Below are 22,541 nucleotides of genomic sequence, written 5' to 3'. Positions count from 1 at the left end.
GTACGCTCTAGTTATGGCTGAAGAAACCGCAGAACACACCAGCGCCGACTCCACAGCACCGGACAAGATCAAAGAGGTCAAGGACGTCACCGACGACTTCGTCATCCGGCAACACACAACTGGGTCGGGCCTGAAGTACACCAGCACCACCGGCCGACTGGTCCTGCGCCGGGAAGAAACCAAAGACGGCAAATCCGACGGGTTCAAGCCCAAGGCCGAAATCTTCATCGTCGCCTACACCAAGGACACCGAGCCCGACGACGACGGCCAGGGCCCCCATCGTCCGGTCACCTTCGCATTCAACGGCGGTCCCGGATCGGCGTCGATCTGGCTCCACCTGGGCTTACTCGGCCCACGCCGCGTCGATTCCGGCGACACCGGGGCCATGACCCCCGCCCCCTTCGGCTTGGTGGACAACCCCGAGACTCTCCTGGAGCACAGCGATCTGGTCATGATCGACCCCGTCAACACGGGGTTCTCCCGCGTCGTCGAGGGCGAGAAGTCGGACGAGTTCCACGCCTTCATCGAGGACCGCGATCTGGTGGCCGAGGTTATCCGGCTCTGGACCACCCGAAACAACCGGTGGCTTTCCCCGAAATACCTCGTCGGCGAGTCCTACGGAACCCTCCGCGCCGTCGCAGCTGCTGGCCGCCTCTTCGACGCCTACGGCATGGCAGTCAACGGGCTTGGCCTCATCTCCACAGTGCTGAACATGTCCACGCTGCGCTTCTTCCCGGGCAGCGACCTTCCCTACGCGCTGCATATCCCCACCTACGCGGCGATTGCGCACTTCCACGGCCGCCATCCCGGCAAGGAACTAGCCGACGTCGTCAACGAAGCTGAAGCCTTTGCCGCCCGGGACTACGGGTACGCCCTGACACAGGGCAGCCGGCTCACCGCCGAGGAGTACGACGACGTCGTCGCGCGGCTCTCGGCGATCACCACTCTCGACGAGTCGTTCATCCGCCGCACCAACCTGCGCTGGCAGTACGGTGAATTCGCCGCAGAGCTCCTTCGTGCAGAGGGGCTGGCGGTCGGCCGGATTGACGGACGGTTCACGGCGCAGCCGGCCAGCCTGCAGGACTCCGCTATGACTGACGATCCGAGCATCCGCGCCATCACCGGACCTTACGCGGCAGCCATGAACTACTACGTGCGGGCGGAGCTCGGCTACGAGAATGATCTCCCCTATGAAGTTCTGACGGCTCGGGTGCACCCGTGGAGCTACAAGACGTTCGAGGGCGCTCCCGTCGACGTGAGCCACACCCTTGAACGGCTGCTGGTGCACAACCCCAGCCTTCGCGTGCACGTGGACTACGGATACCAGGATGGCGCCACTCCACACTTCGCCGCCGAATACGTGTTTGCCCACATGAACTTGACGGACCAGATGAAGGCGCGGTTCACCCACCACTATCACGAGGCCGGGCACATGATGTATCTCAAGCCTGAGTGTCGGTTGGCGCAGCTGGAGGCCCTGAAAAACTTCGTCACACCTGCCGGGTAGCCGCCGAGGAGCCTGTTCCAAGTTTCATTCGAACAGAACTCTAAGTAAGCTTAGGTTTCCCGCGGAACGCCGCGGTCCCCAAGAGAAAAGGAAACCCGTCGTGCTGCTGAAGAGAATCCTGTGGACATTGGTCCCCATCGTTGCCTCCAAGCTGCTCCGTAAGCGGCGTGGTAGTACCGCTAACATCCGCGCTGACAAAACCCGGTATGACAAGAACACCGGCCGCTAGTCTGACTGTATGACTGAAATCAACGATCTGGCCGACCGTCGGGACGGCTACGTCGATCTGCGCTCCTACGCAGCAATCGGCGATGGACGGACGGTTGCGCTGATCGCCCATGATGGCTCGATCGACTGGTATCCAACCCCGGACCTCGATTCCCCGCCTCCCTTCGCTCGGCTGTTGGATGCCGACGACGGCGGCGCAATGGAATTGTGCCCCGCGGAACCCTTCACTTCGCAGCGTGCCTACGTTGACGGCACCAACGTTCTGACCACCACATACACCACAAGGTCGGGAACGGTTCAGGTCATCGATTCTTTGAATACGGGGGTGGCTGGCCGACTACCCTGGGGTGAGCTGGCCCGCCGGGTCACCGGCCTGACCGGGAACGTACCAATGCGCTGGGCGATCCGCCCCGGCAACTGTTTCCAGACGGCATCCCCCTGGGTACAGTCCACCGATCACGGAGCGGTGCTAATGATTGACGGCACCGCACTGGGGGTGCGTGGCATCAATGAAGGCGACGTGTCGATCGAGGCCCAGGCCATTTCGGGGACTCTAACTACCGAGCCAGGCTCGCACCACCTGATCGGCGTCGTCTCCACTCACGATGAACCGCTGCCACTTCCCGATCCGCATTCTATCGACGCTGGAATCGAGCGGACAATCACCAACTGGCAGACCTGGTCCAGGGAATTCAGCTACGACGGCCCCTACGCTGGTCACGTCCTGAGGAGCGCACTTGCCCTGAAGCTGCTGATCCACAGCCCATCGGGGTCGATCGCTGCCGCCGCCACCACCTCGCTGCCCGAGAGCAGGGCTGGCGGCAAGAACTGGGACTACAGATATACCTGGCTGCGGGATACCGCCTATACACTTCACGCGCTCGTTAGGACCGGCGTCCGCGAAGAAGTTCACGCTGCCGTCTCGTGGATGCTCAAGAACCTGCGAACCCAGGGCAGAGACCTGCAGGTGTTTACCCGTCTCAATGGCGACACTCCCGAAGGCACGCGGACCCCTGATATGGCGGGCTGGCGGGGCATTGGCCCCGTGATCGACGGAAACCCTGCCGCAGGCCAGCTCCAGCTGGGTGTCTTCGGTGACCTTTTTGACATCGTGAACCTGTACGTCGAGGCCGGGCATGTCCTGGACCCCACCACCTCCCGCCAGCTGGCCGATTTGGCCGATCTCGCCTGCGACTCCTGGCAGCAGCGCGACGCCGGCATCTGGGAGCTCCCCGAGGAACGGCACTACACCACGTCGAAGCTGGGGTGCTGGCACGCCTTGGATAGCGCTGTGAAACTGTCCGAGGCGGGCCAACTGCAGCGTCCGGCCGAGCGTTGGCGGGCCGAGCGTGACCGGATCCGCGATTGGGTCGAGGAGAACTGCTGGTCCGAGGATCGCCAGAGTTACGTCATGTACCCGGGCTCTTTGGAACTGGATGCGTCCATTCTGCTCCATGCCATCAGCGGCTATGAGCGTGGGCCGAGGATGTCCGCTACCATCGACGCCCTGCGCGACGAGCTCGGAGCTGGTCCGCTCCTCTACCGCTACAGCGGCATGCCGGATGAGGAATCAACGTTTGTCGCCTGCGCCTACTGGATGGTGGCCGCCCTGGCCTATGCGGGGCGCAGGGACGAGGCGCGGTCCCGGATGGATGAGCTCTTGCCATTGGCCAACGACGTCGGCCTGCTGGCGGAGATGATCGACGGCGACGAACGGCACGAGTTCATGGGCAACCTGCCGCAAGGGTTGAGTCACCTCGCCCTCATCACCGCCGCACTGTCGCTGTCTGCGGACGAGTAGTAAATTCCTGACTACAGCCTGTGGTGGGTAAAGCGCCCACCCAGCAACGTGGCCAGGACCGGAATGTCGGCGATCTCATCGGTCGGAACCTCCAGCGGCGACTCGGCCAACACCGCGCAGTCGGCCAACATCCCGACGCCGAGCTGGCCCTTGTCCCTGCTGAACCCTGTGGCCTGAGCCGATCCAACGGTGTAGACCCGGAGTGCCTCCTCAGCGCTGAGCCGTTCGGCTGCGCTGCCGAAGACGACGCCGCTGGACGTCAGCCGGTCGATGTACGCCTGGATGGAGCGCAGCGCGGTCCCTTCCGCACAGGGCCGGTCCGAACTTCCCGCCAGCCGGATGCCCGCGTCCAGGAATGACTTGGCCCGATAAGTGAACGCTGCCCGGCGCCCACCCAGTGAATGGGCCATCGCGTCGCCGATCGGGTGAAAGAACGACGCCTGTGGCGCCACCGCGACCCCCAGGTCGGCGAGCGCCACCAGCTGGTCCGGCCGGACCACCGCGGCATGCTCAATCCGGTGCGGCAGGCTTGGTTGTCCGTTGTGCAAGGCGCGCAACTGTGTGAACGTCTCAATCGCCAGGTCGATCGCGGCGTCGCCGATCGCGTGCGCCGCAATTGACCAGCCAGCCCGGTGCGCGGCGGTCATCTGCCGCTGCAGCGTCACCGGGTCGTCCAACAGATAGCCCTGATTGACTGCTCCAGTAGTGTACGGTTCGGTCTGTGCAGCCGTCTCGCTCGACAGGGCGCCATCCAAAAAGATCTTGACCGGTCCCAACGACAGCATGTGGTCGCCAAAGCCGCTGTGCATCCCCAGTCCCAGACCGGCTTTTGAGTCAGACTGCAGCGTCTCAATGGCCGGCATAAGTTGCGCCCGCGCGTGCAGCCTGCCAGCCGCCCGGGCGTCCTGGAACGCCCCCAGCTCGTCAGGGGCGTGTCCGATCCAGCCGCCCCCAATGCCAGCGTCGGTGAAGCTGGTGATTCCCTCACTCGCATACCTGGAGGTCGCCCGATCGATTGCGGTGACGAGGACCTCCCGCGGATAGGGGCGCAACAGGTCCAGCACCAGCGCTTGAGCGGTTTCCTGCAACAGTCCGGTCGGCCTGCCCGCTGCATCCCGGACGATTCGCCCACCCACCGGATCGGGGCACCCGTCGACAAGGGCTCCGGCCCGTCGCAGCGCCTCTGTATTGGCGATTCCGCCATGGCCCGAGGTTCGCCTGATGAAAAGGGGTCTCCCAGCGGCCACCCGGTCCAGGGCGGCGCGGTCGGGAAATTGTCCGCCGAACCGGTGGTGGTCGTAGCCGCTGGCGACCAGCCAGCCGCCGTCGTCGTCTGCCTGGGTTTCAGCTGCGGCCCGGAGGCAAGCGTAGACCTGGTCCAGATCCTCCAGTTCGGAGAGGTCCACCTCCCCGAGGGTGAGACCGAACCAGGCGGTGTGACAGTGGGCGTCGTTGAGGCCGGGGATAACCACCTTGCCGCGCAGGTCAATGATCTCTCCTGCCGTCAGACCGGCCAGATCGGCATCGAGTCCTACTATCCTGCCGTTCAGGATGCCCATGCTCCGCGCCGTGGGGCGGCTCGGGTCCATCGTGATGATAATGGCGTTGGTGAAGATGAGATCCAGCTGCATGGTTCGCTCCCAGGCGACATTTGGCACAGTGACAGTATGGTTCAGGAGGTCCTACACGGTGGCGAAATGCACCCACACACCGATGACCCAGACACTACCGGCCAGCAGGGCCAGGCCGAGCTCGACCAGGATACCGATGCCGGTTGCTTTCAGTGCCGCGCCGCTGGACGACAGGGCCGGGCGGACCTCGCGCTGTCGGGCGAACTCGCTGGCGAACAGGCCGCCAGCGAACCCGACAAACAAGCCGACCACTGGGATCACGAACATTCCCACCACGCCGGCGACCAGCCCGATCACTACTGACCGGCCGGGGATCTGCCGCTGCTGGAGTTTTCGTCCGGTCAAAACCGCCCCGGCGAGCAGTCCCGCGAGGGCACACAACGCCCCGACGCCGAACGCCACCCATCCGGCGGTGCTGGAGACCACGATCGCCCACATCAGGAGTGAGCCGATGATGAGGATGCTGCCCGGGAGAATCGGCACGATGACGCCGGCAACGCCTACTGCAATCAGGAGGCCGCTCAACACGGTGATCAGGATCTGAAATTCCATAGGGAAAGTGTCTCACTGCTCCGGCACTCGGCCGTCAACGCTTGTTACCATTCAAGACCATCACTAAGGTTGCTGATAAAGACTTACGGCACCATGAGCAGGAGGAACGATGAGTACGCCAGGAACAGGGAACGACCCGTCAGAACGCAACACTCCCCCAGAGGACGCCCCCAAGCATGCTGACGGCACACCAGACTGGCGGGATTCACCCACCACCACCGACGACGACGGCGCCGCCACGCAGGTGCACCAACACGTACCCACGCGGCGCACCCCAGAACGTGGCGACGCCGACACCGAGGTGCACACGTTCAACGACTCACCAACCGATGGGCACGGCACCCCCGATAACTCCGGCACCACCGAGCGGGAACCCACCCGCCGCGAGCAGCGGGCACAGCCTGATGCCAACGCCAACACCGGTGCGGTAGCGGGCGGCTCAGGAGCGGGCGCGGCTGAGACCTCGCCGTCCACACGGACCCAGCCTGTGACCGCGCAGCCGGTCAGCCACACGGCTAACCCGGACGACGCCCGGTACCGAAACACGCACGATGACCGCCCGGCGCTTCCGGCGTCGGCCGAACGGGCAGCACTCCTACAGTATGAAAAGGACACCTTCGGTGGCATGAAGTTCGGGTCGGCGTTCTTTGGCTGGCTTACCGCCACCGGAATGGCAGTTCTGCTGACGGCGCTGGTCGCCGCCGGTGGTGCTGTGTTTGGACTCTCCACCAATACGGATCTGAACGACGCAGCCGACCGGGCTGCTGCAGACCCCCAGACCGTCGGTATCACCGGCGCGATCGTGCTGCTGGTGATTCTGCTGGTCTCCTACTTCGCTGGCGGCTATGTCGCCGGGCGGATGGCCCGGTTCAATGGAGCGAAGCAGGGTGTGGCGGTCTGGCTTTGGGCCCTCATCTTCGCCGTACTGGTCGCAGTGCTCGGGTTGATCTTCGGCAGGCAGTTCGACATTCTGGCGAACCTCAACAGCTTCCCTCGCCTCCCACTGAATGAAGGCAACTTGACCACAGCAGGGATCATCGCCGTCCTCATTGCCGTCGTGGCAGCACTCGGCGGAGCGGTCTTGGGCGGACTCACGGGAATGCGCTACCACCGCAAGATCGACCGGGCCGACTACGAGTACACGACCACTCGCTAGTCCATCGACGCTACGCTTTAACGCCCACCATATTTCCTACGAAAAGAAAGCCAGCGGCAATAAACGGTGTGAGAAAGCTGCTGCAACGCGCGGAAGGTCCACAATGATTACAAGCGTTGGCAAGGGTCATAGGTCCGGCCGGACCCTGAGCTAACCGCCCAATCATTCGGGAAATGAGCGATGGATACCTCAACGCCGCGGTTCACACACGACGGGCACTTCGGCCTGCTCCTGGTCATTACAGGACTGGTGGGATGGTTGGCCTCCGGCCAGTTGGTTCTCGAGCGACTGGCCGTCTATGCCGACCCGAACTACGTCACCAGCTGCGACGTCAACGCGTTCGTTTCCTGTGGTGAAGTGTTCAAGACCTGGCAAGCCGGTCTGTTCGGCTTTCCCAACCCGCTGATTGGCATCGTCGCGTTCAGCGTGATCATCACCACTGGTGCCATGCTGCTTGCTGGTGCAACAGTGTCGAAGTGGTACTGGCGTGCGCTGCAGGTGGGCGTGGGGTTGGGGATGTTGTTCACCATTTGGCTATGGAGCCAGGCCCTTTTTGCTATCGGGATTCTCTGCATCTACTGCATGGTGGCCTGGGCAGCGATGATCGTGCTCACGACGTTCCTGACCTCACGAAATATCCTCCGCGGCGTGTTTCCGGCAGGCAAACGCCTGCGCACGTTCCTCAGCGGATGGACGGGGACGACGGCGGCCCTGCTCCTGATTGCGACGGCAGCCACCGTGGTCTTCCGTTTTATCGGCGTGTTTGCTTAGTCGGACTATTGGGCGAAACGGCCCGGCCACAACACACGGAACAGTTCGAGCCACTGATCCACGTCCTGCAACGGTCCGGCCTCCACTGCATAAAGCCAGCGTGTTCCATCTCCTCACACTTTGGCCAAGCCATGCGCTCGGAGCGCGCGAGGGTGCTGCGAAACGACAGGCTGCGAGATTCCAAACTCTGTTCGGATAACCCGCGCTATTTCGCCGGCTGACCATTCCTCGTTGAGGAGTAGTTCGAGAATGCGGCGGCGAACTAGACCGCCGAGGACGTCAAATGCGTGCATAAGCAGAACCTTCGGGCGACTACGGCGAGGGCTTTCCACCGTTGACGTTCAGGGTTTCGCCAACCACGTAGCTCGATTCAGACGAAGCGAGGAACACGTAGGCGGGCGCCAGCTCGGTGGGCTGACCAGCACGCCCCAAAGGGGTGTCCTTGCCGAACTCGGGCAGCTTCTCTTTCGGCTGACCATCCGAGACCTGCAGAGGGGTCCAAATGGGGCCCGGCGCAACAGCGTTGACACGGATACCCTTGGGCGCCAGCTGCTCGGCGAGGCCCTTGGTGAAGTTATTGATGGCCGCCTTGGTGCTCGCGTAATCCAGCAGTGTCGATGACGGGCTGTAGGCCTGAATCGACGTCGAGTTCACAATGCTCGACCCAGGCTTCAGGTGCTTCAGCGCTTCGCGGGTGATCCAGAAGAACGAGTAGATATTCGTTTTGAAGGTTTTATCCAACTGCTCATCGGTGAGGTCTTCGAGTCGCTCGACGGCGATCTGCTTGCCGGCGTTGTTGACCAGAATGTCCAGGCCACCCAGCTGCTCGGCCGCATCGTTGACGAGTGACCGGCAAAAAGCTGCGTCCGTCAGGTCACCCGGAAGCTTGACGGCTCTCTGGCCACTTTCCTCGATCAGGCGGGCAACCTCGACCGCGTCGGGCTCCTCTTCGGGGAGATAGGACAGGGCGACGTCAGCGCCCTCACGGGCAAAGGCGATGGCTACGGCCGCTCCGATGCCAGAATCCGCTCCCGTGATGAGAGCTTTGCGACCCTGTAAGCGGCCGGTACCACGGTACGAGGTTTCGCCACGGTCGGTCTGTGGTTCCAGATCGCGGTCCAGCCCCGGCTCAGGCTGGTCCTGCTTGGGAGCCGAGATGCTCGGGAAGCGGGTTACCGGATCCTGGAAAGTGTACTGGTCTGTGTGTGACGTCTTGTCAGTCATATGTTTCCTCACTCGCCATGCGTAGGTGCGATACGGACTGTGCAGGCCGGGAGGGGAAGCTGCCACCTCATCAAACTATAAGCCTACTGACCACTCTAGGCTCTAGGTTCCGCCGAGACAAGGCGATGGGCGGCGGGATGCTGGGCTGGCGGCGGGACGTTCAATTCCCCCCCTGGCTAGAAAATTTGGGCGAAGAACCCTGCACCGATGCTCGTCACGAGAGCGACGATCAGAAGCCAGACGATGGGCACACGATATTTATTGATGAAGCGCATGGTTCCCTAGTCTAGGCGAGGCCCGCCCGACCGGAGCCGCTCTGGAAATAATTTGCCGCTCCGCCACGCTGGAGAAGAGCATGGGCAACGTAGTGGCAGTTACCGGATCAACAGGAGCGGTCGGCGGCTCGACGGCCCGCCTTCTTTCCGCAGCGGGAATTTCCCTTCGGCTACTCGTGAGGAATCCTGATCGGGCCCCCCGGCTGCCCAGCGCTACGTCAGCTCAGTGCAGCTACGCAGACCGAACAGCCGCCCTGGCAGCCCTCGACGGCGTGGACACCCTCTTCATGGTGTCAGCAAGCGAAGCGAAGGACCGGGTCGACCAACATCTGGCTTTCGTCGATGCAGCCCAGGACTCAGGCGTCAGGCATATCGTCTACACCTCCTTCTTTGCTGCGGCGCCGGACGCCACCTTCACCCTGGGCCGCGGCCACTGGGCAACCGAGGAGCATATTCGCCGCTCCGGTATGGATTACACCTTCCTCCGCGACAACTTCTATCTGGATGTCCTATCCTCCTTCGCCGATGAAGGGGGCACCATCCGAGGCCCGGCCGGCAGCGGACAGCTCGCCGCCGTGGCCCGTGAAGACGTGGCGCGGGTAGCCGCCGTCGTTCTGGCGAACCCTTCGGGCCACTCCACCAAAACCCACGAACTCACCGGACCGCAAGCGCTGACCCTTCCGGAGGTGGCAGCAATCATCTCAGCCGAAACTGGCCAGAGCGTAAGCTACCGATCCGAGACGGTAGAGGAGGCGTACGCCTCGCGGCGGCGCTTTGGGGTTCCCGACTGGCAGCTCGATGCCTGGGTTAACACCTACTCGGCAATCGCCACGGGTGAGATGGCCACCATTACCGAGACAGTGCGGGATCTCACCGGTCGCCCGACACTGAGCCTCACTGATGTTCTTCGTGCCGGCCACTAGGCTCAGGGATATGCGCAGAGACTTCAGTAGGGACGACACCTCACCAGGGGATTTCTATCGCTTGCTGACCTCGACGGTGGTGCCGCGTCCCATCGCCTGGGTGTCGTCTCGATCAGCTGCGGGTGTCGACAACCTGGCACCGCACTCGTTCTTCACCATCGCGTCTGTTAAACCGCCCATCATCCAGTTCACCTCGGTGGGGCGAAAGGATACGCTGCGTAACATCGAGGAGACCGGGGAGTTTGTGGTTAATTTGGCGCCTGAGCAGTTATTCGAACAGATCAACGCTACCGGCACGAATTTTGACCCGCAGGTTAGCGAGTTCGACGCCGCGGGCCTGACCCGTGAGCCGGGCCTCACCGTTGCCGCGCCTCGTGTTCTTGAATCCCCGGTTGCGCTTGAGTGCAAACTGCACCTCGTGCAGCCGATCGGCGATTGCCTAGTTGTCTTCGGGGAGGTCACCCACGCAGCGATATCCGAAGAGGTCCTGGATGGAGACCACCCCCTCATGGATCGCCTCAAACCCCTGTCTCGATTGGGACGCGATGAGTGGGGCACAACCGGAGCGGTGCACACCATCAAACGAATTCCGGTGGACGAGTGGCCAGGGCACTTCCGTAGCTAAGCGGGTGCTGCGGAAGTGCCGGAACGCACCGGTGAGGTAAAGCCTGCTTGACAGCGGCGAGCGTGTCAAGCAGGCTTGTCGACATGACAAGCTTGCTTGACTCTTTTGGCGACCGATGAGAAACGACCTGAGTGTCCTCCGGCGAACGACCGGTATCTCCCAGCGTGAGCTTGCGGAAGTTCTCAACGTGTCACGACAGACCATAAATTCCATCGAGACCGGCCGCTACGCCCCGTCCCTACCCCTGGCGATTGCCATTGCCCGCCATTTCCACAGCACGGTTGAGGAGATTTTCCATGTCGATTAGTAGCTATACGGCCAAGCAGAAGGCCACAATGCTTGGATTTGTGCTCACTGGCCTTACCACGCTCATCGTCACAGGACTGCTCCTCCAGGAGTATGGTCCGGGGAATATGGGCGCAGGCCTCCTCACTGGTGGCGCCGTCGGCATTCTCGCGGCCCTGATCGGCCTATGGCGGATCACCCGAACCCCTGGGCGCGCAACTACCTTCGAGCGAGCCTGGACCCAGACTGGCGACGAACGGGATGATGCGGTGCTCACCCGCTCACTGGCCGTGCTTGGACTGCTTTCCTTTCCCGTCACCGCCGTTGCTGCCATCGCCATCGGATTCGGAGCCGCCGTGGAAATGGTCCTGGCACTGCTTCTTCTGTCGGAGGTCCTGGTGGGCGCCGTCGCCTTCACTGTGATCAACCGGGGCAACTAGGTCCTAATCAGGCCAAAATCAGACCAGCCTGCCGATGTAAATTGCCTGTTTCATCGACCGAACAATTGAGCGAGCCAGTTGGACGAGGCGCGGGTCTTCGGCACCACTGACGCGCGCCCACCCGACGAAGCGCAGGTGCAACGCTCACGGGATGGCACCGCCCTCATCACCTGCTCGACATGATTTCCACAGCCTGACCAGGTGGTTTTTTGGCAGTGCATGCAGGTAGTTGCCCGGCACATACGAACTCTCTTTCGGTGGGACCCTAAGCGGACCGCTGGGTGATAGACCAAGCATTACGATACCCCAGGGGGTATGTCAAGGTGGAGCGGCACACCGACCGAAGCGTGGAAGTGTCAACTCCCTCCATAATCATGCCCCTGGGTGCATATTTACAGGTTGCGTCCAGTTTTCCTGCGTAGACTGGACCCATCCGCGGGTCTGACAATCCCTCCGTCTGCTGGGAAGCGGAACCCAACGCAGGGACACTTATTGAGTACTACAACCTCCACCCGTAGCGTGCGTGTATCCAAGCCGAACGACCTTGTCGCCTCATACTCCATCTTGCTCAAACAGGTGCGCAAGGAGGGTCTCCTCAACCGGCGCCGTCGCTTTTATGTATCGGTCTTCGCGGCCCTAGCCCTCACAATGGGCGCGGCCTGGACCGGGTTCGCCCTCCTCGGGGACACATGGTTCCAGTTGCTGATCGCCGGAGTGCTGGGCGTTGTCTTCACCCAGATCGCGTTCCTCGCCCACGAGGCATCCCACCGACAGATCTTCAAGACCCGCGGCGCTAACGACTGGTCTGGGCGGATCCTGGCGGCGGGCGTCGTAGGCATCAGCTACCAGTGGTGGATGAACAAACATACGCGCCACCACAACGATCCCAATGTGGTGGGCAAGGACCCTGACATCGAGATCGACACGATTTCCTTCATCGAGGAGGATGCGGCGAAGGCCAAGGGTGTCCACGCGTGGATCACCCGCCGTCAGGGCTACCTGTTCTTCCCACTCCTGACGTTCGAGGGACTGAACCTGCACGCCAAATCCATCGGCACGCTGTTCCGCCCCGGTGCGATCCAGGGACGGTGGATCGAGCTAGCGCTCCTGGCCATGCGATTCGGCGTCTACTTCGGCGTCCTGTTCTGGTTCCTTCCCGTGGGTATGGCGTTCGCCTTCATCGGCGTGCAACTCGCGGTCTTCGGCATCTACATGGGAGCTTCTTTCGCCCCCAACCACAAGGGCATGCCGGTTATCCCGCGGAACAGCAAGCTCGACTTCTTTCAGAAGCAGGTCCTCACCTCGCGCAACATCCGAGGCGGTTCCTTCGTCAACAACGCGTTTGGTGGCCTCAACTTCCAGATTGAGCACCACCTGTTCCCGGATATGCCCCGCCCACACTTGCGCCAGGCCGCGCTGATCGTCCGGGAGCACTGTGAGCGCCTCAAAGTGCCCTACACCGAGGTGGGCGTTGCCGCCTCCTACGGCGCAGTCGTCTCCTACCTGAACCGAGTGGGCCTCGCCGCACGCGATCCATTCGATTGCCCGATGGTCAACAAGTATCGGCACCAGTAGTCGACAACAGAAACTGCCCTGTACGTCAGAAGCGCCCGCTTGGAAGCGCCGGACCTGACGTACAGGGCAGTCTTTGTGTGTTGGTGGGGCTGAGGCTAGGCGTTCCACAGCCCGTAGGAGTCCGCCAACGAGGATATCTTCTGCGCCCGCGCCAATCGGGGAAGGTAGGAACCGTCCCCCACCACGGCGCCCGCCTCGTGAGCACTGAGCAGCTCATACGCCCACATAATCTCAGACTCGCTTGGTGAGAGGCCCTTGTTGATGGTGTCGGTGGCATCCGGCAGGAGGCAGAGCTTCCCGGTCATACCCATCGATGCAGTCACCTTGCAGGCTTCCAGCAGGGTTTCTCCCAGTGCGCCAACCGTTGGGCCGTCGATTGGGCCAGGCAGCTGCCCCACCCGGGATGCGACGACCAGTTTGGCGCGGGCGTAAGCCAGAGCCATCGGTTCATCCGAGGCTCCGGTATCGCGCCGGAAGTCTCCGACGCCGAAAGCGAGACGGAAGGTTCCCGGGGCGCTGGCGATAGCCGTCGCGTTCTCGATGCCCAGCGCTGATTCGATCAGCGCAAGAACAGGGGTACCCGCCTGGAGTCGCATGGCTGTGTGGGTGACCTGCTCCGGCTTCTCGGTCATGGCGAGCATGACACCGCGCAGCCCGGGGGCCTTCGATAGCGCCGCGAGATCGTCGGCCCAGAAGTCGGTTTCGATGCCGTTGACTCGGACCCACGCGGTCATGCCGGTGGAGAGTGCCTCTACTACGCGCTCCCGGGCCTCTGCCTTGCCGCCGGCTGGAACCGCATCTTCCATGTCAAAGACCACCGAGTCGGCTTCGGAGGTTAGGGCAGGCGCAAAGTTGGCCTCGGATGCGGCCGAGGCAAGAAGCCAGGAGCGGGAAAGCTTGGCTGGGAGCGCAGCAGCGCGGCTGTTTCTTAAGGAGGCCATACCAGAACACTACTGAACCGTCCGAGCCATAATCCACCGCAGTACCGAAGCTTACGTCTTCACTACGAGCAAAAAACTTCCTGTGGACAAGGTGGGCGTTCAACAAGAATTCGGTGGTGGACGTCCTCGTCATGCCCATACGTCTCCGCTTCTACGGTGATTGGCGCTTGCCGCCAAGGCGCGCTCCTAGTGAGCGTCCCCCGGCATCAGTCCCACGTGAGCGGCAATCTCCCGCCCAATCTGTTCCAGCAGGGTGGCTGCGTTGGCAATGCACAGCTCCACGTCAGGCTCCAGATCCGTTAGGGCAAATGTGCGCTCGAACCCGGCCGCCACCAGCTGCTCCGGCGTCAGAACAGTTCGACCACACACGGCTATGGCCCTGACATTTGCCGCCGAGGCTGCGCTTGCCACCCCCATGGGTGTTTTGCCGCCGAGGCTCTGTTCATCAAGGCTCCCCTCGCCCGTGATCACCAGGTCAGCATCACTGAGCTTCTCCGCCAGGCCGGTCAATTCCAGCACGACGTCGATTCCCGGCCGCCGTCGTGCGCTGAGCACGGCGAGCGCCGCATAACCGACGCCGCCAGCGGCACCTGCCCCTTGCGCAGTGACCATTTCCGCGACCCCCGGACCCGCCGCCGCCGCCAGCACCTCAACGAAGTGAGTAAGTGCCGCATCGAGTTCCTCGATGTCCGCGTTTGTTGCGCCCTTCTGTGGGCCGAACACCGCGGCGGCGCCGGCTGGGCCGAGGAGCGGATTGTCGACGTCGGAAGCCAGGGTGATCGAGGCTGCCGGCAGGCGGGGGTCAAGTCCTGTCAGGTCAATTCGGGCTAGGGAGGCGAGCGCCGCGCCGCCGGGCGGGAGATGGCGGCCGTCGTCGTCGAGCAGTAATACGCCCAAACCGGCCAGAACGCCTGCCCCACCGTCGGTGCTCGCGCTACCACCCACTCCAAGCACTATGTCGGTGCAGCCGCGATCCAGGGCGAACCGGATGAGGTCTCCGGTTCCCTGACTGGTGGCGCCACGCGCGTCGAGGATGCCGCCGGGCAGCACTGCCAGCCCGGACGCGAGAGCCATCTCGATTACTGCCTGCTTGTCCCGGATCGCGATCGGGGCCTGTAACGGCTCTCCCGTCGGTCCTGTGACAGTGGTGATGTGCAGTGAGAATCCGGCCGCGACTGCGGCATCGAGTGTGCCCTCCCCGCCGTCGGCCGCCGGGACCTGCTCAATGGTGAGAATGGTACTGGACCCCACTGCCGCGTGCAGCCCAGCGGCCACGGACTCGGCGACCTCGGGGGCTGAAAGCGAACCCTTGAACTTGTCCGGTGCAATCACTATGCGCATACGGCCATTACACCACTGGTGGCTACTTTACTGGTGGCGCAAGGCACGCTGAAGTAGGTCGAGTGATGGTTCAGTCTCCTGATGCTGCAGCGGTTTGACCTGGGAGGGGAGCTAACCTGGCCGTCGGAGCGATGATTACCATCGCGCCGTCCCAGATCATGAGCTTGAGGCGCACCTCGTTCCGCCTGCAACGTATTTCATGGTGGTGGTTCTTACTTGACGCTTGCGGTGGTGACCCAGGCGAATGCTTTTGCGGCGGAAGCCTTGTACTCGAGGCCAATCGGGCCCTGGTAGCCGAGGGCGCGGCTGCGCTCAATCCAGTCGGGCAGTGGGAGATTCCCGGTGCCGGGGGCGCCGCGACCGGGAGCATCCGCGATCTGGATATGCCCGAAGTCCTGGGCGTGGGCGTCGATGACCGCACCGACGTCATCGCCGTTCACGGACAGGTGATAGAAATCGGCAAGAAGCTTGATGTTGTTGACGCCGCGCGCCTGCACTTTCGCGATCACGTCCAGGGCATCCTGCGCGGTCTTCAGAGGGTACCGGTCCGCACCGCTGACCGGTTCCAGAAGAACTGTTCCATCAATCGCAGAGACCGCCTGCGCAGCGAGGATCAGGTTGTCGATGGCAAGTGCGTCTTGCTCCTCGGCGCTCACGCCGTCGATCCGGTTGCCGTAAAGGGCATTGAAGTGTTTGCAGCCCAGTCGTTCCCCGATGCCGACAACTACTGAAAGGTTGGCACGAAACTCCTCGCTGCGATCTGGCCACGAGACCAGGCCGCGGTCTCCACCCGGCATGTCCCCGGCGCTGAAGTTAAGTCCTGTTAGCTGGACTCCTGCATTGGTGATGGCATCCTCAAATTGCTGGACCTGTGACGGGGACGGGGTCGAAATGGGGAAGGGCCACCAAAATTCGACGGCATCGAACCCAGCATCCTTCGCAGCGGCCGGCCGCTCCAGCAGCGGCAGTTCAGGGAGGAGGATCGAGCAGTTAACTGTGTAGGTCATTGGCGATCCTGGTTCACTAGTCATCCCGTAATGCGGAAGCATCCTTTTATCGGATGAAATGCTAGGCCGGTTGGGGCTGGGCGGTCAACAGATCCGTCGTAGAAACTGCCGCGGCAGCAAGGGCCGTTTCTGGCGGCTCGGCGGCGGACGAGCTAGGCCGCGAGGCGGGCTTCAGCCCGGCGGAGGTGCACCATAACGCGTTCCCTGAGATCGGCCTCCTTGAAGAGATCAGCCCATTCGATCCGCAGAAATGTCCATCCCTCCTCGGCCAGGGCCTTCTCGCGTCGCCGCTCTTCAAAAAGGACTCTGTCCGTGGGCTCATAGGCGAAGTACTTGACCCTGCCATCGAACTCCAGTGCGGCCTTCAACTCCCGCCAAGCAAAGTCCAGCCGGTAGTCCCCCAGTCGACTGGACACACAGACCTGCTGGTCGGGCAAGGGTATCCGCAAGGATCGCAGGATATCCAGGCATAGGGTCTCGCCGGGAGACTCCGATAGCTGACTGGCGTTAGCCAGGACTCTCCGCGCATTCCCGACGCCCTTATGGTTGGCGAGCGCTTCGACAATATGTCGCATCTGCGTTCGATCCGCACCCAGCCTCAGCGCATGCTCAGTGGTGACGAGCGCCCGCCGGTACTGAAAGATCCTCGAGCAGTCCACCGCCGTGCGCTCCAGGGTGGTAACAAGGACGCCCGATTTCAGTGTCACCTCGGAAGCTGACAACCACCCCTGATGCTTACGCACATCACGAGCATGGCTCGTCGGCGAAACACTCGATGACTGAGTGATATGAATCAAGGAATCTGGGTTCAGCAGGAACGTTCCGTGCAATCGGGCAGCAGAGGTATGGCTATACACCGGACTTTCATTGCCTAGGTAGGCACCAACCGCGCGATGCGCATACACCCGCAGCAAACCCTTCCCGGCCGGCGACAATTTGTTCCACTCCTTGATGCATTGGTAACAGCCACGCCGTACACGAACCAGCTGGCCGCGACGCACTAAAGCGTCGATGTTAGCGGTGGTCAACCCTTGGCGCGCGAGCTCACAGGTCAACCACAGGTCCTGTCGATCCAGCCAGTCCAGAGAAGTCATGGCAACAGGATGCCCAACCCGACGCCTTGCCACCACCAATAGAGGGGATATGTGGACAACCCCTGCGACCGGTCACAAAAAGCGGCCCCAAGGCCAAGACATGCCGGGTGCAAGCGGCGGACCCCGCCCCGGAGCTCCTCGCAAACACGCCGGGAACAATTCCGATAGTGCATGCGTTTGCATCTATATACCGGCGTCGGGCGCTGGATCTACCGAGGAGGAAGTTGTGACTGCACAAACCGAAGGGCTCCACCACGTCACCGCGATCGCGGGTGACCCCCAGAAGAACATCGACTTCTACATCAAAGGCCTGGGCTTGCGGCTGGTCAAGAAGACAGTGAACTTTGACGATCCAGGCACCTATCACCTCTACTATGGCGACGAAGCCGGCCGCCCCGGGTCGCTTCTCACCTTCTTCCCCTGGCAGGGGATTCGCAGCGGCAAGGTCGGCAGCGGACAGTCCACCACCACTGCGTTCTCTGTCCCCCAGGGCACCCTCGGCTGGTGGCAGAAGCACTTCAAGGCCATCGGCGTTAACTCGACCATCACCCGCGCCTCCTCCGAGGAAGAGCGCCTGTCGTTGCGCGATCCGGACGGCCTCCAGATTGACCTGGTGGCGTCGTCGTTGTCTGACCCCCGCAACCCGTGGGACTCCGCGTCCGTTCCGGCCGAGTACGCGGTCCGTGGCCAGCACTCGTCGGTACTCACCGTTCAGGACCCTACCGCCAGCCTCGAGACGTTCACCCGCGACCTGGGCATGAACGTGCTGAGTGAAACCGACCGCAGGTATCGGCTCAGCACCCACAACGGCGAGCCAGGCACGGTCGTTGACATCGTCACCGATCCCCGGGGCGAGCGCGGGCTCGTTGCTGGTGGAACGGTCCACCACATCGCCTTCCGAGTGCCCGATCAAGCCACCCAGGAGCTCTGGCGGCAGGAACTGGCCGACCGCGGGTACGCCGTGACGGCCATCCTGGACCGCCAGTACTTCACCTCGATCTACTTCCGGGAGCCCGGCGGAACCCTGTTGGAAATTGCCACCGACACTCCGGGCTTCGACATCGACGAGCCGCTGCTCGAGCTGGGCCGTTCCCTGAAGCTGCCACCATGGCTCGAGCCCAACCGGGACACCATCTCCAACGCGGTTGCCAAGATCAACGTGCCGGCGGAAAACAACCCGTCCATCGCCACCTTCCTGAGCTAGGAGTCACCATGAACACCAGCGAACAATGGACACACCTTTACGACGCAGGTACTTCCGGCAGCCCGGTCCTGCTGCTCCTCCATGGCACTGGCGGCACTGAACATGACCTGCTGCCGCTGGCTGAGCGCCTCGCTCCCGGCGCCGGCTACCTGTCACCCCGGGGACCCGTGCAGGAACAGGGAATGAACCGGTGGTTCAGGAGGTTTGGCGAGGGCCAGTTTGACGTCGACGACGTCGTTCGCCGCGCGGGTGAACTCGCCGACTTCATCAGCTGGGCGCAGGAACACTACAGCCTGACTGATCGAAAGATCATCGCCGTCGGATTCTCCAACGGCGCGAACATCGCCCTGGCCACCGTGCTATTGCATCCGCGGGTCCTGACCGACGTGGTCGCGTTCTCCGGGATGTATCCGCTGGGAGAGCGATCCGCCGACGGCGATCTGGCGGACACCGCCGTCGCGCTCTTCAACGGAGAAACGGACGCAATGGCGCCGCTGGACAGTGTGGCACGGCTGAAATCAGTGCTGGATAACGCTGGCTCCGACGTTCACCAGACCCTCCGCGAGGGCGGGCACGGAGTGCACCCCTCGGAAGTGGACGGCGCTGCGGCATGGATCAACTCCCGCACGGCGTACACCATCTCCCAACCGCCCACCCCCTAATCGATTCGGATACCAGGATCACTACTGTCAGCTATCGCGTCGTGTTGGACCTTCGCGGTACCGATGACGATCCGATCGAACCGGTCCTGACCGTTTTTACGCCGATTTCAACTACAACGAAATTTGAACCCTTCATGGGACGCTATTAAACCCAACCGCGCATAGAAACGGTGAGCGTCAACCCGGGACTTGTCGCTGGTGAGCTGGACAAGCCGGCAATCTTGCCGTTCCGCCTCCTCAATCACCCAGGTGATCATCGATCCGCGCGCGAAGAGCCCCGCGTCGGGCCATGCCGGGCAGGACACTGAGTTGGAGGGTTCCAACGACCGCGGCGTCGACAGTGGCGACCACGAGGAGATGCGATGGGTTCGTATCGATAGCCGCTAGGGCAGAGAGGTAAGGCCGCAGCGGCTCGCCGTCGTCGATTCTGTCCCGGGTTAGGCCTAGTGGATCATCAGCGAGCAGCCGGACGATTGCAGGCACATCCTCGACGTTCGCCGTCCTCAGCCCAACATCCCCACGAACGATCCGGGTGGGGCCCGGGCCGCCCGGCCCAACCCAAAAAAGGGCGCACCCTTGTCAGTTGCGCACCCCGGACATAGCATCCAGTAATGGATGCAGTTGAGTACACGCCGACCCGGGATCAGCTCGTTTACACGTTCGGTGGCGCCGCGCCGGTCATGACCGTCCAGCCCGGAAGGGTGTTGAAGCTCTGGTCAGAAGACGCCTTTAACCACGCGCTCACCAGTGTCGATGACCTGTCGAGCGAGAAGGTGGACCTCCGGTTCGTGAACCCACAGACCGGTCCCTTTTATGTGGCAGGGGCGGAGCCCGGCGACACCCTCGCCATCCACATTGTGGACCTCAGTCCTGCCCGATCGTGGGGCGCGTCCGCCACCATCCCCTTCTTCGGCGGGTTGACCAGCACTGATCGGACGGCTTTACTACAGGAGCCCCTGCCGGATACAACCTGGATTTATGACGTCGACACCGCACGGCAGACGGTTGGGTTCCAGGCGAGACACACAGGATTCGAACTAGCGCTGCCACTCGAACCAATGCTCGGCACCATTGGGGTAGCTCCGCCGGGCGGCGAAGTGCGCTCCTCCCTGGTCCCCGAGCGCTTCGGGGGCAACATGGACTCACCCGAGGTGAAAGCCGGAACCACCGTCTATCTGGGAGTGAACGTTGAGGGCGCCCTGTTCTCCATCGGAGACGGCCATTACCGGCAGGGCGAAGGCGAAGCGTGTGGTACAGCCGTCGAGGGCGCCATGAATTCAACCATCATCGTCGAGCTCATCAAGGGTGGGGCACCGGCTTGGCCCAGGCTGGAAAGCGATAGTCACTGGATGGCCGTTGGTTCCTCCAGGCCCATGGAGGATTCCTGGCGAATCGGTCAGGTGGAAATGGTGAGGTGGTTCGAGGAACTCTTCGGGCTGCATCAGATGGACGCTTACCAGTTGCTCACCCAGACGGCTCTGGCGCCCATCGCCAACGCGGTGGATGCCAACTACAGCGTGGTGGTGAAGGCCGCCAAGAATCTATTTCCCCGAGTGCATGCTTTTGATGGGCTGCACGATGAGCTGCGTCGCCGCAGCATCAACCTTTAGGAGAACCCCATGGACCTGCAGTTGGCTGGACTGACCGCCCTGGTAACCGGCGGCACCAAAGGTATTGGCCGCGCAATCGTCGAATCCTTTGCGGCGGAGGGGGCCAACGTGGGGTTCTGCGCGCGCAACCCCACCGAAATCGACGCCACTGAAGCCGCACTGGATGGCAGCAGCGGCCGCATCTCGGGCACCGCGATGGACATGGGCGACGCCGACGCCGTGGTCCGATGGGTCAGTGATTCCGCGTCGATGTTCGGCGGGATCGACATCGTGGTCAGCAACGTCAGCGCGCTGGCCATCCCCGATACCGACGAGAACTGGGAAGCCTCCCTCAGGGTAGATCTGATGGGAACTGTCAGGCTGGTCAAGGCTGCACTGCCCCACCTGCAGCAGAGCAGTGCCGCATCGATCATCGCGATCTCAAGCGTCTCGGGCCGCGAGGTGGACTTTGCGTCCGGCCCCTACGGCACAGTGAAATCGGCTCTCATCGCGTACATGGCCGGTTTGGCGTTCCAGCTCGCCGAGAAAGGTATCCGCGCCAACACGGTCTCCCCTGGCAACACCTTCCATGAGGGTGGGGTGTGGGAGAGCATTGAGCAGGGTAACCCTGAGTTGTACGGCATCGCGATGGGCCTGAATCCAACGCACCGGATGGGTACACCGCAGGAGGTCGCTGACACCGTGGTCTTCGTTGCGAGCCCACGATCCAGCCGGACCACCGGCGCCAACATTCTGGTCGATGGCGGGCTGTCGCGGGGCATCCAGTTCTAGCGCGTTTCAGGGTTACATTCGCCCGAATCTGGCCCGGATGATGGCAAAGAGTCCGTAAGAGATCAGGCCCACGGCGATGGCAACTAGGACCACGTTGCCAAACGGGTGGTCCTGAAGGGCTTTGAGACCACCGTCCAGGCCCGTCGACTGTGACGGCTGATTGGTAGCGGCGGCGAGGACAAAGAGTAAACCCATCAGAATCAGCGCAACACCCTTGGCCACACGCCCCAGCATGCCGAGCGCATCGATGATGGCACCTCGACGCGAGTCCTCAAAGTGCTGCAGTTCGGGTCTGAAAGTTCTTCGCACCCCTTTCACCACAAAGTAGCCGCCAATCCCCAGCACCGTCCCGCCCACAGCGAAGACAACGATCAGGCCCAGCGGGTGAGCCATCATTGCAGTGGTGAAACCCCGTGTGAACTCGCTCGAGTCTGGGCCATCCCCCAAGGCAAATCTCGCCATTGTCGCCGCCATGAAGCCGTAGGTGATCGCCAGCGACCCGGAGGAGACGGCCTTTTCAAGACGCTTCCCCGCTGGCTTCCGACGCGGACGAAGCGTTGCCTCACTGAGCTGCCAGAGGGCCAGGCCAGCACAGCCCAGTGCACTTGCCCACATGGTCCACGGCCCCGCGGTGCCGGAAGACAACTGCTCTAGCGCCCCGGTGGGCTCGGCCTGGCCGGTCCCACCGAACGCCACCTGCAGAGCAATAACGCCAATCAGGATATGCACAACTGCCAGCACAGCGAACCCGAAACTTGCTGCGACGTCCAGTGCCACACCATCGGAGATGTTCTCGGCGGTATCCGCGATCCTATTGTTTTCCCCAGCAGACATCCATGCTCCCTCTTCTACCAGTGGTTCCACCCTGGCTGGCCTGCAGAGTGGCTCGGCGGGAGGCGGATAAAAGGCCATTCACTC

General features: G+C 62.6%; 25 protein-coding genes. 14 read left to right on the top strand and 11 right to left on the bottom strand.

Annotated elements, in window-relative coordinates:
* Window positions 1-13: 13 nt before the first annotated feature.
* The 3 genes from Y703_RS0110640 (at window position 14) to Y703_RS0110630 (ending at window position 3,536) form a co-directional block, all read left to right on the top strand.
* Window positions 14-1,507, top strand: a complete 1,494-nt coding sequence (locus Y703_RS0110640) for a S10 family peptidase (RefSeq protein WP_253908008.1) — start codon at window positions 14-16, stop codon at window positions 1,505-1,507.
* A 100-nt stretch (window positions 1,508-1,607) separates the two neighbouring features.
* Window positions 1,608-1,736, top strand: coding sequence for a hypothetical protein (locus tag Y703_RS23275; protein ID WP_275450773.1), 129 nt, complete (start codon window positions 1,608-1,610; stop codon window positions 1,734-1,736).
* 9 nt (window positions 1,737-1,745) lie between these two features.
* Complete coding sequence (locus Y703_RS0110630; RefSeq protein WP_026552694.1) at window positions 1,746-3,536, top strand: glycoside hydrolase family 15 protein; 1,791 nt, start codon at window positions 1,746-1,748, stop codon at window positions 3,534-3,536.
* 11 nt (window positions 3,537-3,547) lie between these two features.
* Here Y703_RS0110630 and Y703_RS0110625 read toward each other — a convergent pair whose 3' ends face one another.
* Both Y703_RS0110625 and Y703_RS0110620 read right to left on the bottom strand, forming a co-directional pair.
* Complete coding sequence (locus tag Y703_RS0110625) at window positions 3,548-5,194, bottom strand: amidohydrolase (RefSeq protein WP_343212885.1); 1,647 nt, start codon at window positions 5,192-5,194, stop codon at window positions 3,548-3,550.
* A gap of 24 nt (window positions 5,195-5,218) precedes the next feature.
* Window positions 5,219-5,719, bottom strand: coding sequence for a DUF456 domain-containing protein (locus Y703_RS0110620; RefSeq protein WP_026552692.1), 501 nt, complete (start codon window positions 5,717-5,719; stop codon window positions 5,219-5,221).
* Window positions 5,720-5,828: 109 nt separating this feature from the next.
* Here Y703_RS0110620 and Y703_RS0110615 point away from each other — a divergent pair, with 109 nt between their 5' ends.
* Both Y703_RS0110615 and Y703_RS0110610 read left to right on the top strand, forming a co-directional pair.
* Complete coding sequence (locus Y703_RS0110615) at window positions 5,829-6,875, top strand: TIGR04086 family membrane protein (RefSeq protein WP_343212884.1); 1,047 nt, start codon at window positions 5,829-5,831, stop codon at window positions 6,873-6,875.
* A gap of 180 nt (window positions 6,876-7,055) precedes the next feature.
* Entirely contained in the window at window positions 7,056-7,646 is a 591-nt protein-coding gene (locus Y703_RS0110610; protein ID WP_026552690.1) for a vitamin K epoxide reductase family protein, read from the top strand.
* A gap of 113 nt (window positions 7,647-7,759) precedes the next feature.
* Here the strand turns inward: Y703_RS0110610 and Y703_RS22680 are convergent, their stop codons facing one another.
* Together Y703_RS22680 and Y703_RS0110600 are read right to left on the bottom strand one after the other, a co-directional pair.
* Window positions 7,760-7,939 carry an ArsR/SmtB family transcription factor gene (locus Y703_RS22680; RefSeq protein ID WP_216698893.1) on the bottom strand — a complete coding sequence of 60 codons (180 nt, stop codon included), beginning with the start codon at window positions 7,937-7,939 and terminating at the stop codon, window positions 7,760-7,762.
* Window positions 7,940-7,958: 19 nt separating this feature from the next.
* Window positions 7,959-8,870 carry an SDR family oxidoreductase gene (locus Y703_RS0110600; RefSeq protein WP_026552689.1) on the bottom strand — a complete coding sequence of 304 codons (912 nt, stop codon included), beginning with the start codon at window positions 8,868-8,870 and terminating at the stop codon, window positions 7,959-7,961.
* A 355-nt stretch (window positions 8,871-9,225) separates the two neighbouring features.
* On the opposite strand from Y703_RS0110600, the gene Y703_RS0110590 reads away from it, so the two are divergent.
* The 4 genes from Y703_RS0110590 (at window position 9,226) to Y703_RS0110575 (ending at window position 11,418) form a co-directional block, all read left to right on the top strand.
* Window positions 9,226-10,068 carry an SDR family oxidoreductase gene (locus tag Y703_RS0110590; protein ID WP_026552688.1) on the top strand — a complete coding sequence of 281 codons (843 nt, stop codon included), beginning with the start codon at window positions 9,226-9,228 and terminating at the stop codon, window positions 10,066-10,068.
* 10 nt (window positions 10,069-10,078) lie between these two features.
* On the top strand, window positions 10,079-10,693 hold the full coding sequence (locus Y703_RS0110585) for a flavin reductase family protein (protein ID WP_026552687.1): 615 nt from the start codon (window positions 10,079-10,081) through the stop codon (window positions 10,691-10,693).
* A gap of 115 nt (window positions 10,694-10,808) precedes the next feature.
* Window positions 10,809-11,000, top strand: coding sequence for a helix-turn-helix transcriptional regulator (locus tag Y703_RS0110580; protein ID WP_026552686.1), 192 nt, complete (start codon window positions 10,809-10,811; stop codon window positions 10,998-11,000).
* A complete protein-coding gene (locus tag Y703_RS0110575; RefSeq protein ID WP_026552685.1) occupies window positions 10,990-11,418 on the top strand; it encodes a hypothetical protein in 429 nt (142 codons plus the stop codon). The genes Y703_RS0110580 and Y703_RS0110575 overlap by 11 nt, the downstream gene beginning before the upstream one ends.
* Window positions 11,419-11,468: 50 nt before the next feature.
* Here the strand turns inward: Y703_RS0110575 and Y703_RS23095 are convergent, their stop codons facing one another.
* On the bottom strand, window positions 11,469-11,660 hold the full coding sequence (locus Y703_RS23095) for a hypothetical protein (RefSeq protein ID WP_081743496.1): 192 nt from the start codon (window positions 11,658-11,660) through the stop codon (window positions 11,469-11,471).
* A gap of 250 nt (window positions 11,661-11,910) precedes the next feature.
* Between Y703_RS23095 and Y703_RS0110570 the strand changes: the two genes are divergently transcribed.
* A complete protein-coding gene (locus Y703_RS0110570; protein WP_026552684.1) occupies window positions 11,911-12,993 on the top strand; it encodes a fatty acid desaturase family protein in 1,083 nt (360 codons plus the stop codon).
* Between the two features lie 95 nt (window positions 12,994-13,088).
* Here Y703_RS0110570 and Y703_RS0110565 read toward each other — a convergent pair whose 3' ends face one another.
* The 4 genes from Y703_RS0110565 to Y703_RS19275 all read right to left on the bottom strand — a co-directional run bounded on the left by Y703_RS0110565 (window position 13,089) and on the right by Y703_RS19275 (window position 17,376).
* Complete coding sequence (locus Y703_RS0110565) at window positions 13,089-13,934, bottom strand: HpcH/HpaI aldolase/citrate lyase family protein (protein WP_026552683.1); 846 nt, start codon at window positions 13,932-13,934, stop codon at window positions 13,089-13,091.
* Between the two features lie 186 nt (window positions 13,935-14,120).
* Entirely contained in the window at window positions 14,121-15,275 is a 1,155-nt protein-coding gene (locus tag Y703_RS0110560) for a glycerate kinase (protein ID WP_026552682.1), read from the bottom strand.
* A gap of 212 nt (window positions 15,276-15,487) precedes the next feature.
* Entirely contained in the window at window positions 15,488-16,282 is a 795-nt protein-coding gene (locus Y703_RS0110555; protein WP_026552681.1) for a hydroxypyruvate isomerase family protein, read from the bottom strand.
* Between the two features lie 152 nt (window positions 16,283-16,434).
* A complete protein-coding gene (locus Y703_RS19275) occupies window positions 16,435-17,376 on the bottom strand; it encodes a type IV toxin-antitoxin system AbiEi family antitoxin domain-containing protein (RefSeq protein WP_035764615.1) in 942 nt (313 codons plus the stop codon).
* A gap of 226 nt (window positions 17,377-17,602) precedes the next feature.
* On the opposite strand from Y703_RS19275, the gene Y703_RS0110545 reads away from it, so the two are divergent.
* Complete coding sequence (locus tag Y703_RS0110545; RefSeq protein WP_026552680.1) at window positions 17,603-18,580, top strand: ring-cleaving dioxygenase; 978 nt, start codon at window positions 17,603-17,605, stop codon at window positions 18,578-18,580.
* A gap of 8 nt (window positions 18,581-18,588) precedes the next feature.
* On the top strand, window positions 18,589-19,242 hold the full coding sequence (locus tag Y703_RS19270; protein WP_051427494.1) for an alpha/beta hydrolase: 654 nt from the start codon (window positions 18,589-18,591) through the stop codon (window positions 19,240-19,242).
* Window positions 19,243-19,479: 237 nt separating this feature from the next.
* Here the strand turns inward: Y703_RS19270 and Y703_RS23360 are convergent, their stop codons facing one another.
* Complete coding sequence (locus tag Y703_RS23360; protein ID WP_343212883.1) at window positions 19,480-19,725, bottom strand: hypothetical protein; 246 nt, start codon at window positions 19,723-19,725, stop codon at window positions 19,480-19,482.
* A gap of 128 nt (window positions 19,726-19,853) precedes the next feature.
* Here Y703_RS23360 and Y703_RS0110530 point away from each other — a divergent pair, with 128 nt between their 5' ends.
* Complete coding sequence (locus Y703_RS0110530) at window positions 19,854-20,852, top strand: acetamidase/formamidase family protein (protein WP_026552679.1); 999 nt, start codon at window positions 19,854-19,856, stop codon at window positions 20,850-20,852.
* A 9-nt stretch (window positions 20,853-20,861) separates the two neighbouring features.
* Window positions 20,862-21,623: an SDR family NAD(P)-dependent oxidoreductase gene (locus Y703_RS0110525; RefSeq protein ID WP_026552678.1), complete on the top strand. Its 762-nt coding sequence runs from the start codon at window positions 20,862-20,864 to the stop codon at window positions 21,621-21,623.
* Between the two features lie 12 nt (window positions 21,624-21,635).
* Here Y703_RS0110525 and Y703_RS0110520 read toward each other — a convergent pair whose 3' ends face one another.
* A complete protein-coding gene (locus Y703_RS0110520; protein WP_026552677.1) occupies window positions 21,636-22,457 on the bottom strand; it encodes a DUF1206 domain-containing protein in 822 nt (273 codons plus the stop codon).
* Window positions 22,458-22,541: the final 84 nt, after the last annotated feature.

This window comes from Arthrobacter sp. H20, assembly GCF_000520515.1.
Lineage (GTDB): Bacteria > Actinomycetota > Actinomycetes > Actinomycetales > Micrococcaceae > Arthrobacter_D.
Note: the sequence above shows the minus strand (reverse complement) of the source record. Positions and strands in the feature narration are given on the sequence as shown.

Excerpts from the sequence above, each read along its gene's own strand:
- Y703_RS0110580 (WP_026552686.1), top strand. The coding sequence starts at position 10,809 with ATGAGAAACGACCTGAGTGTCCTCCGGCGAACGACCGGTATCTCCCAG.
- Y703_RS0110585 (WP_026552687.1), top strand. The coding sequence starts at position 10,079 with ATGCGCAGAGACTTCAGTAGGGACGACACCTCACCAGGGGATTTCTAT.
- Y703_RS0110560 (WP_026552682.1), bottom strand. The coding sequence starts at position 15,275 with ATGCGCATAGTGATTGCACCGGACAAGTTCAAGGGTTCGCTTTCAGCC.
- Y703_RS0110640 (WP_253908008.1), top strand. The coding sequence starts at position 14 with ATGGCTGAAGAAACCGCAGAACACACCAGCGCCGACTCCACAGCACCG.
- Y703_RS0110565 (WP_026552683.1), bottom strand. The coding sequence starts at position 13,934 with ATGGCCTCCTTAAGAAACAGCCGCGCTGCTGCGCTCCCAGCCAAGCTT.
- Y703_RS0110620 (WP_026552692.1), bottom strand. The coding sequence starts at position 5,719 with ATGGAATTTCAGATCCTGATCACCGTGTTGAGCGGCCTCCTGATTGCA.
- Y703_RS22680 (WP_216698893.1), bottom strand. The coding sequence starts at position 7,939 with ATGCACGCATTTGACGTCCTCGGCGGTCTAGTTCGCCGCCGCATTCTC.
- Y703_RS0110530 (WP_026552679.1), top strand. The coding sequence starts at position 19,854 with ATGGATGCAGTTGAGTACACGCCGACCCGGGATCAGCTCGTTTACACG.
- Y703_RS23095 (WP_081743496.1), bottom strand. The coding sequence starts at position 11,660 with ATGTGCCGGGCAACTACCTGCATGCACTGCCAAAAAACCACCTGGTCA.
- Y703_RS0110615 (WP_343212884.1), top strand. The coding sequence starts at position 5,829 with ATGAGTACGCCAGGAACAGGGAACGACCCGTCAGAACGCAACACTCCC.
- Y703_RS0110600 (WP_026552689.1), bottom strand. The coding sequence starts at position 8,870 with ATGACTGACAAGACGTCACACACAGACCAGTACACTTTCCAGGATCCG.
- Y703_RS0110590 (WP_026552688.1), top strand. The coding sequence starts at position 9,226 with ATGGGCAACGTAGTGGCAGTTACCGGATCAACAGGAGCGGTCGGCGGC.
- Y703_RS0110520 (WP_026552677.1), bottom strand. The coding sequence starts at position 22,457 with ATGTCTGCTGGGGAAAACAATAGGATCGCGGATACCGCCGAGAACATC.
- Y703_RS0110630 (WP_026552694.1), top strand. The coding sequence starts at position 1,746 with ATGACTGAAATCAACGATCTGGCCGACCGTCGGGACGGCTACGTCGAT.
- Y703_RS19275 (WP_035764615.1), bottom strand. The coding sequence starts at position 17,376 with ATGACTTCTCTGGACTGGCTGGATCGACAGGACCTGTGGTTGACCTGT.
- Y703_RS0110610 (WP_026552690.1), top strand. The coding sequence starts at position 7,056 with ATGGATACCTCAACGCCGCGGTTCACACACGACGGGCACTTCGGCCTG.
- Y703_RS0110555 (WP_026552681.1), bottom strand. The coding sequence starts at position 16,282 with ATGACCTACACAGTTAACTGCTCGATCCTCCTCCCTGAACTGCCGCTG.
- Y703_RS19270 (WP_051427494.1), top strand. The coding sequence starts at position 18,589 with ATGAACACCAGCGAACAATGGACACACCTTTACGACGCAGGTACTTCC.
- Y703_RS0110575 (WP_026552685.1), top strand. The coding sequence starts at position 10,990 with ATGTCGATTAGTAGCTATACGGCCAAGCAGAAGGCCACAATGCTTGGA.
- Y703_RS0110525 (WP_026552678.1), top strand. The coding sequence starts at position 20,862 with ATGGACCTGCAGTTGGCTGGACTGACCGCCCTGGTAACCGGCGGCACC.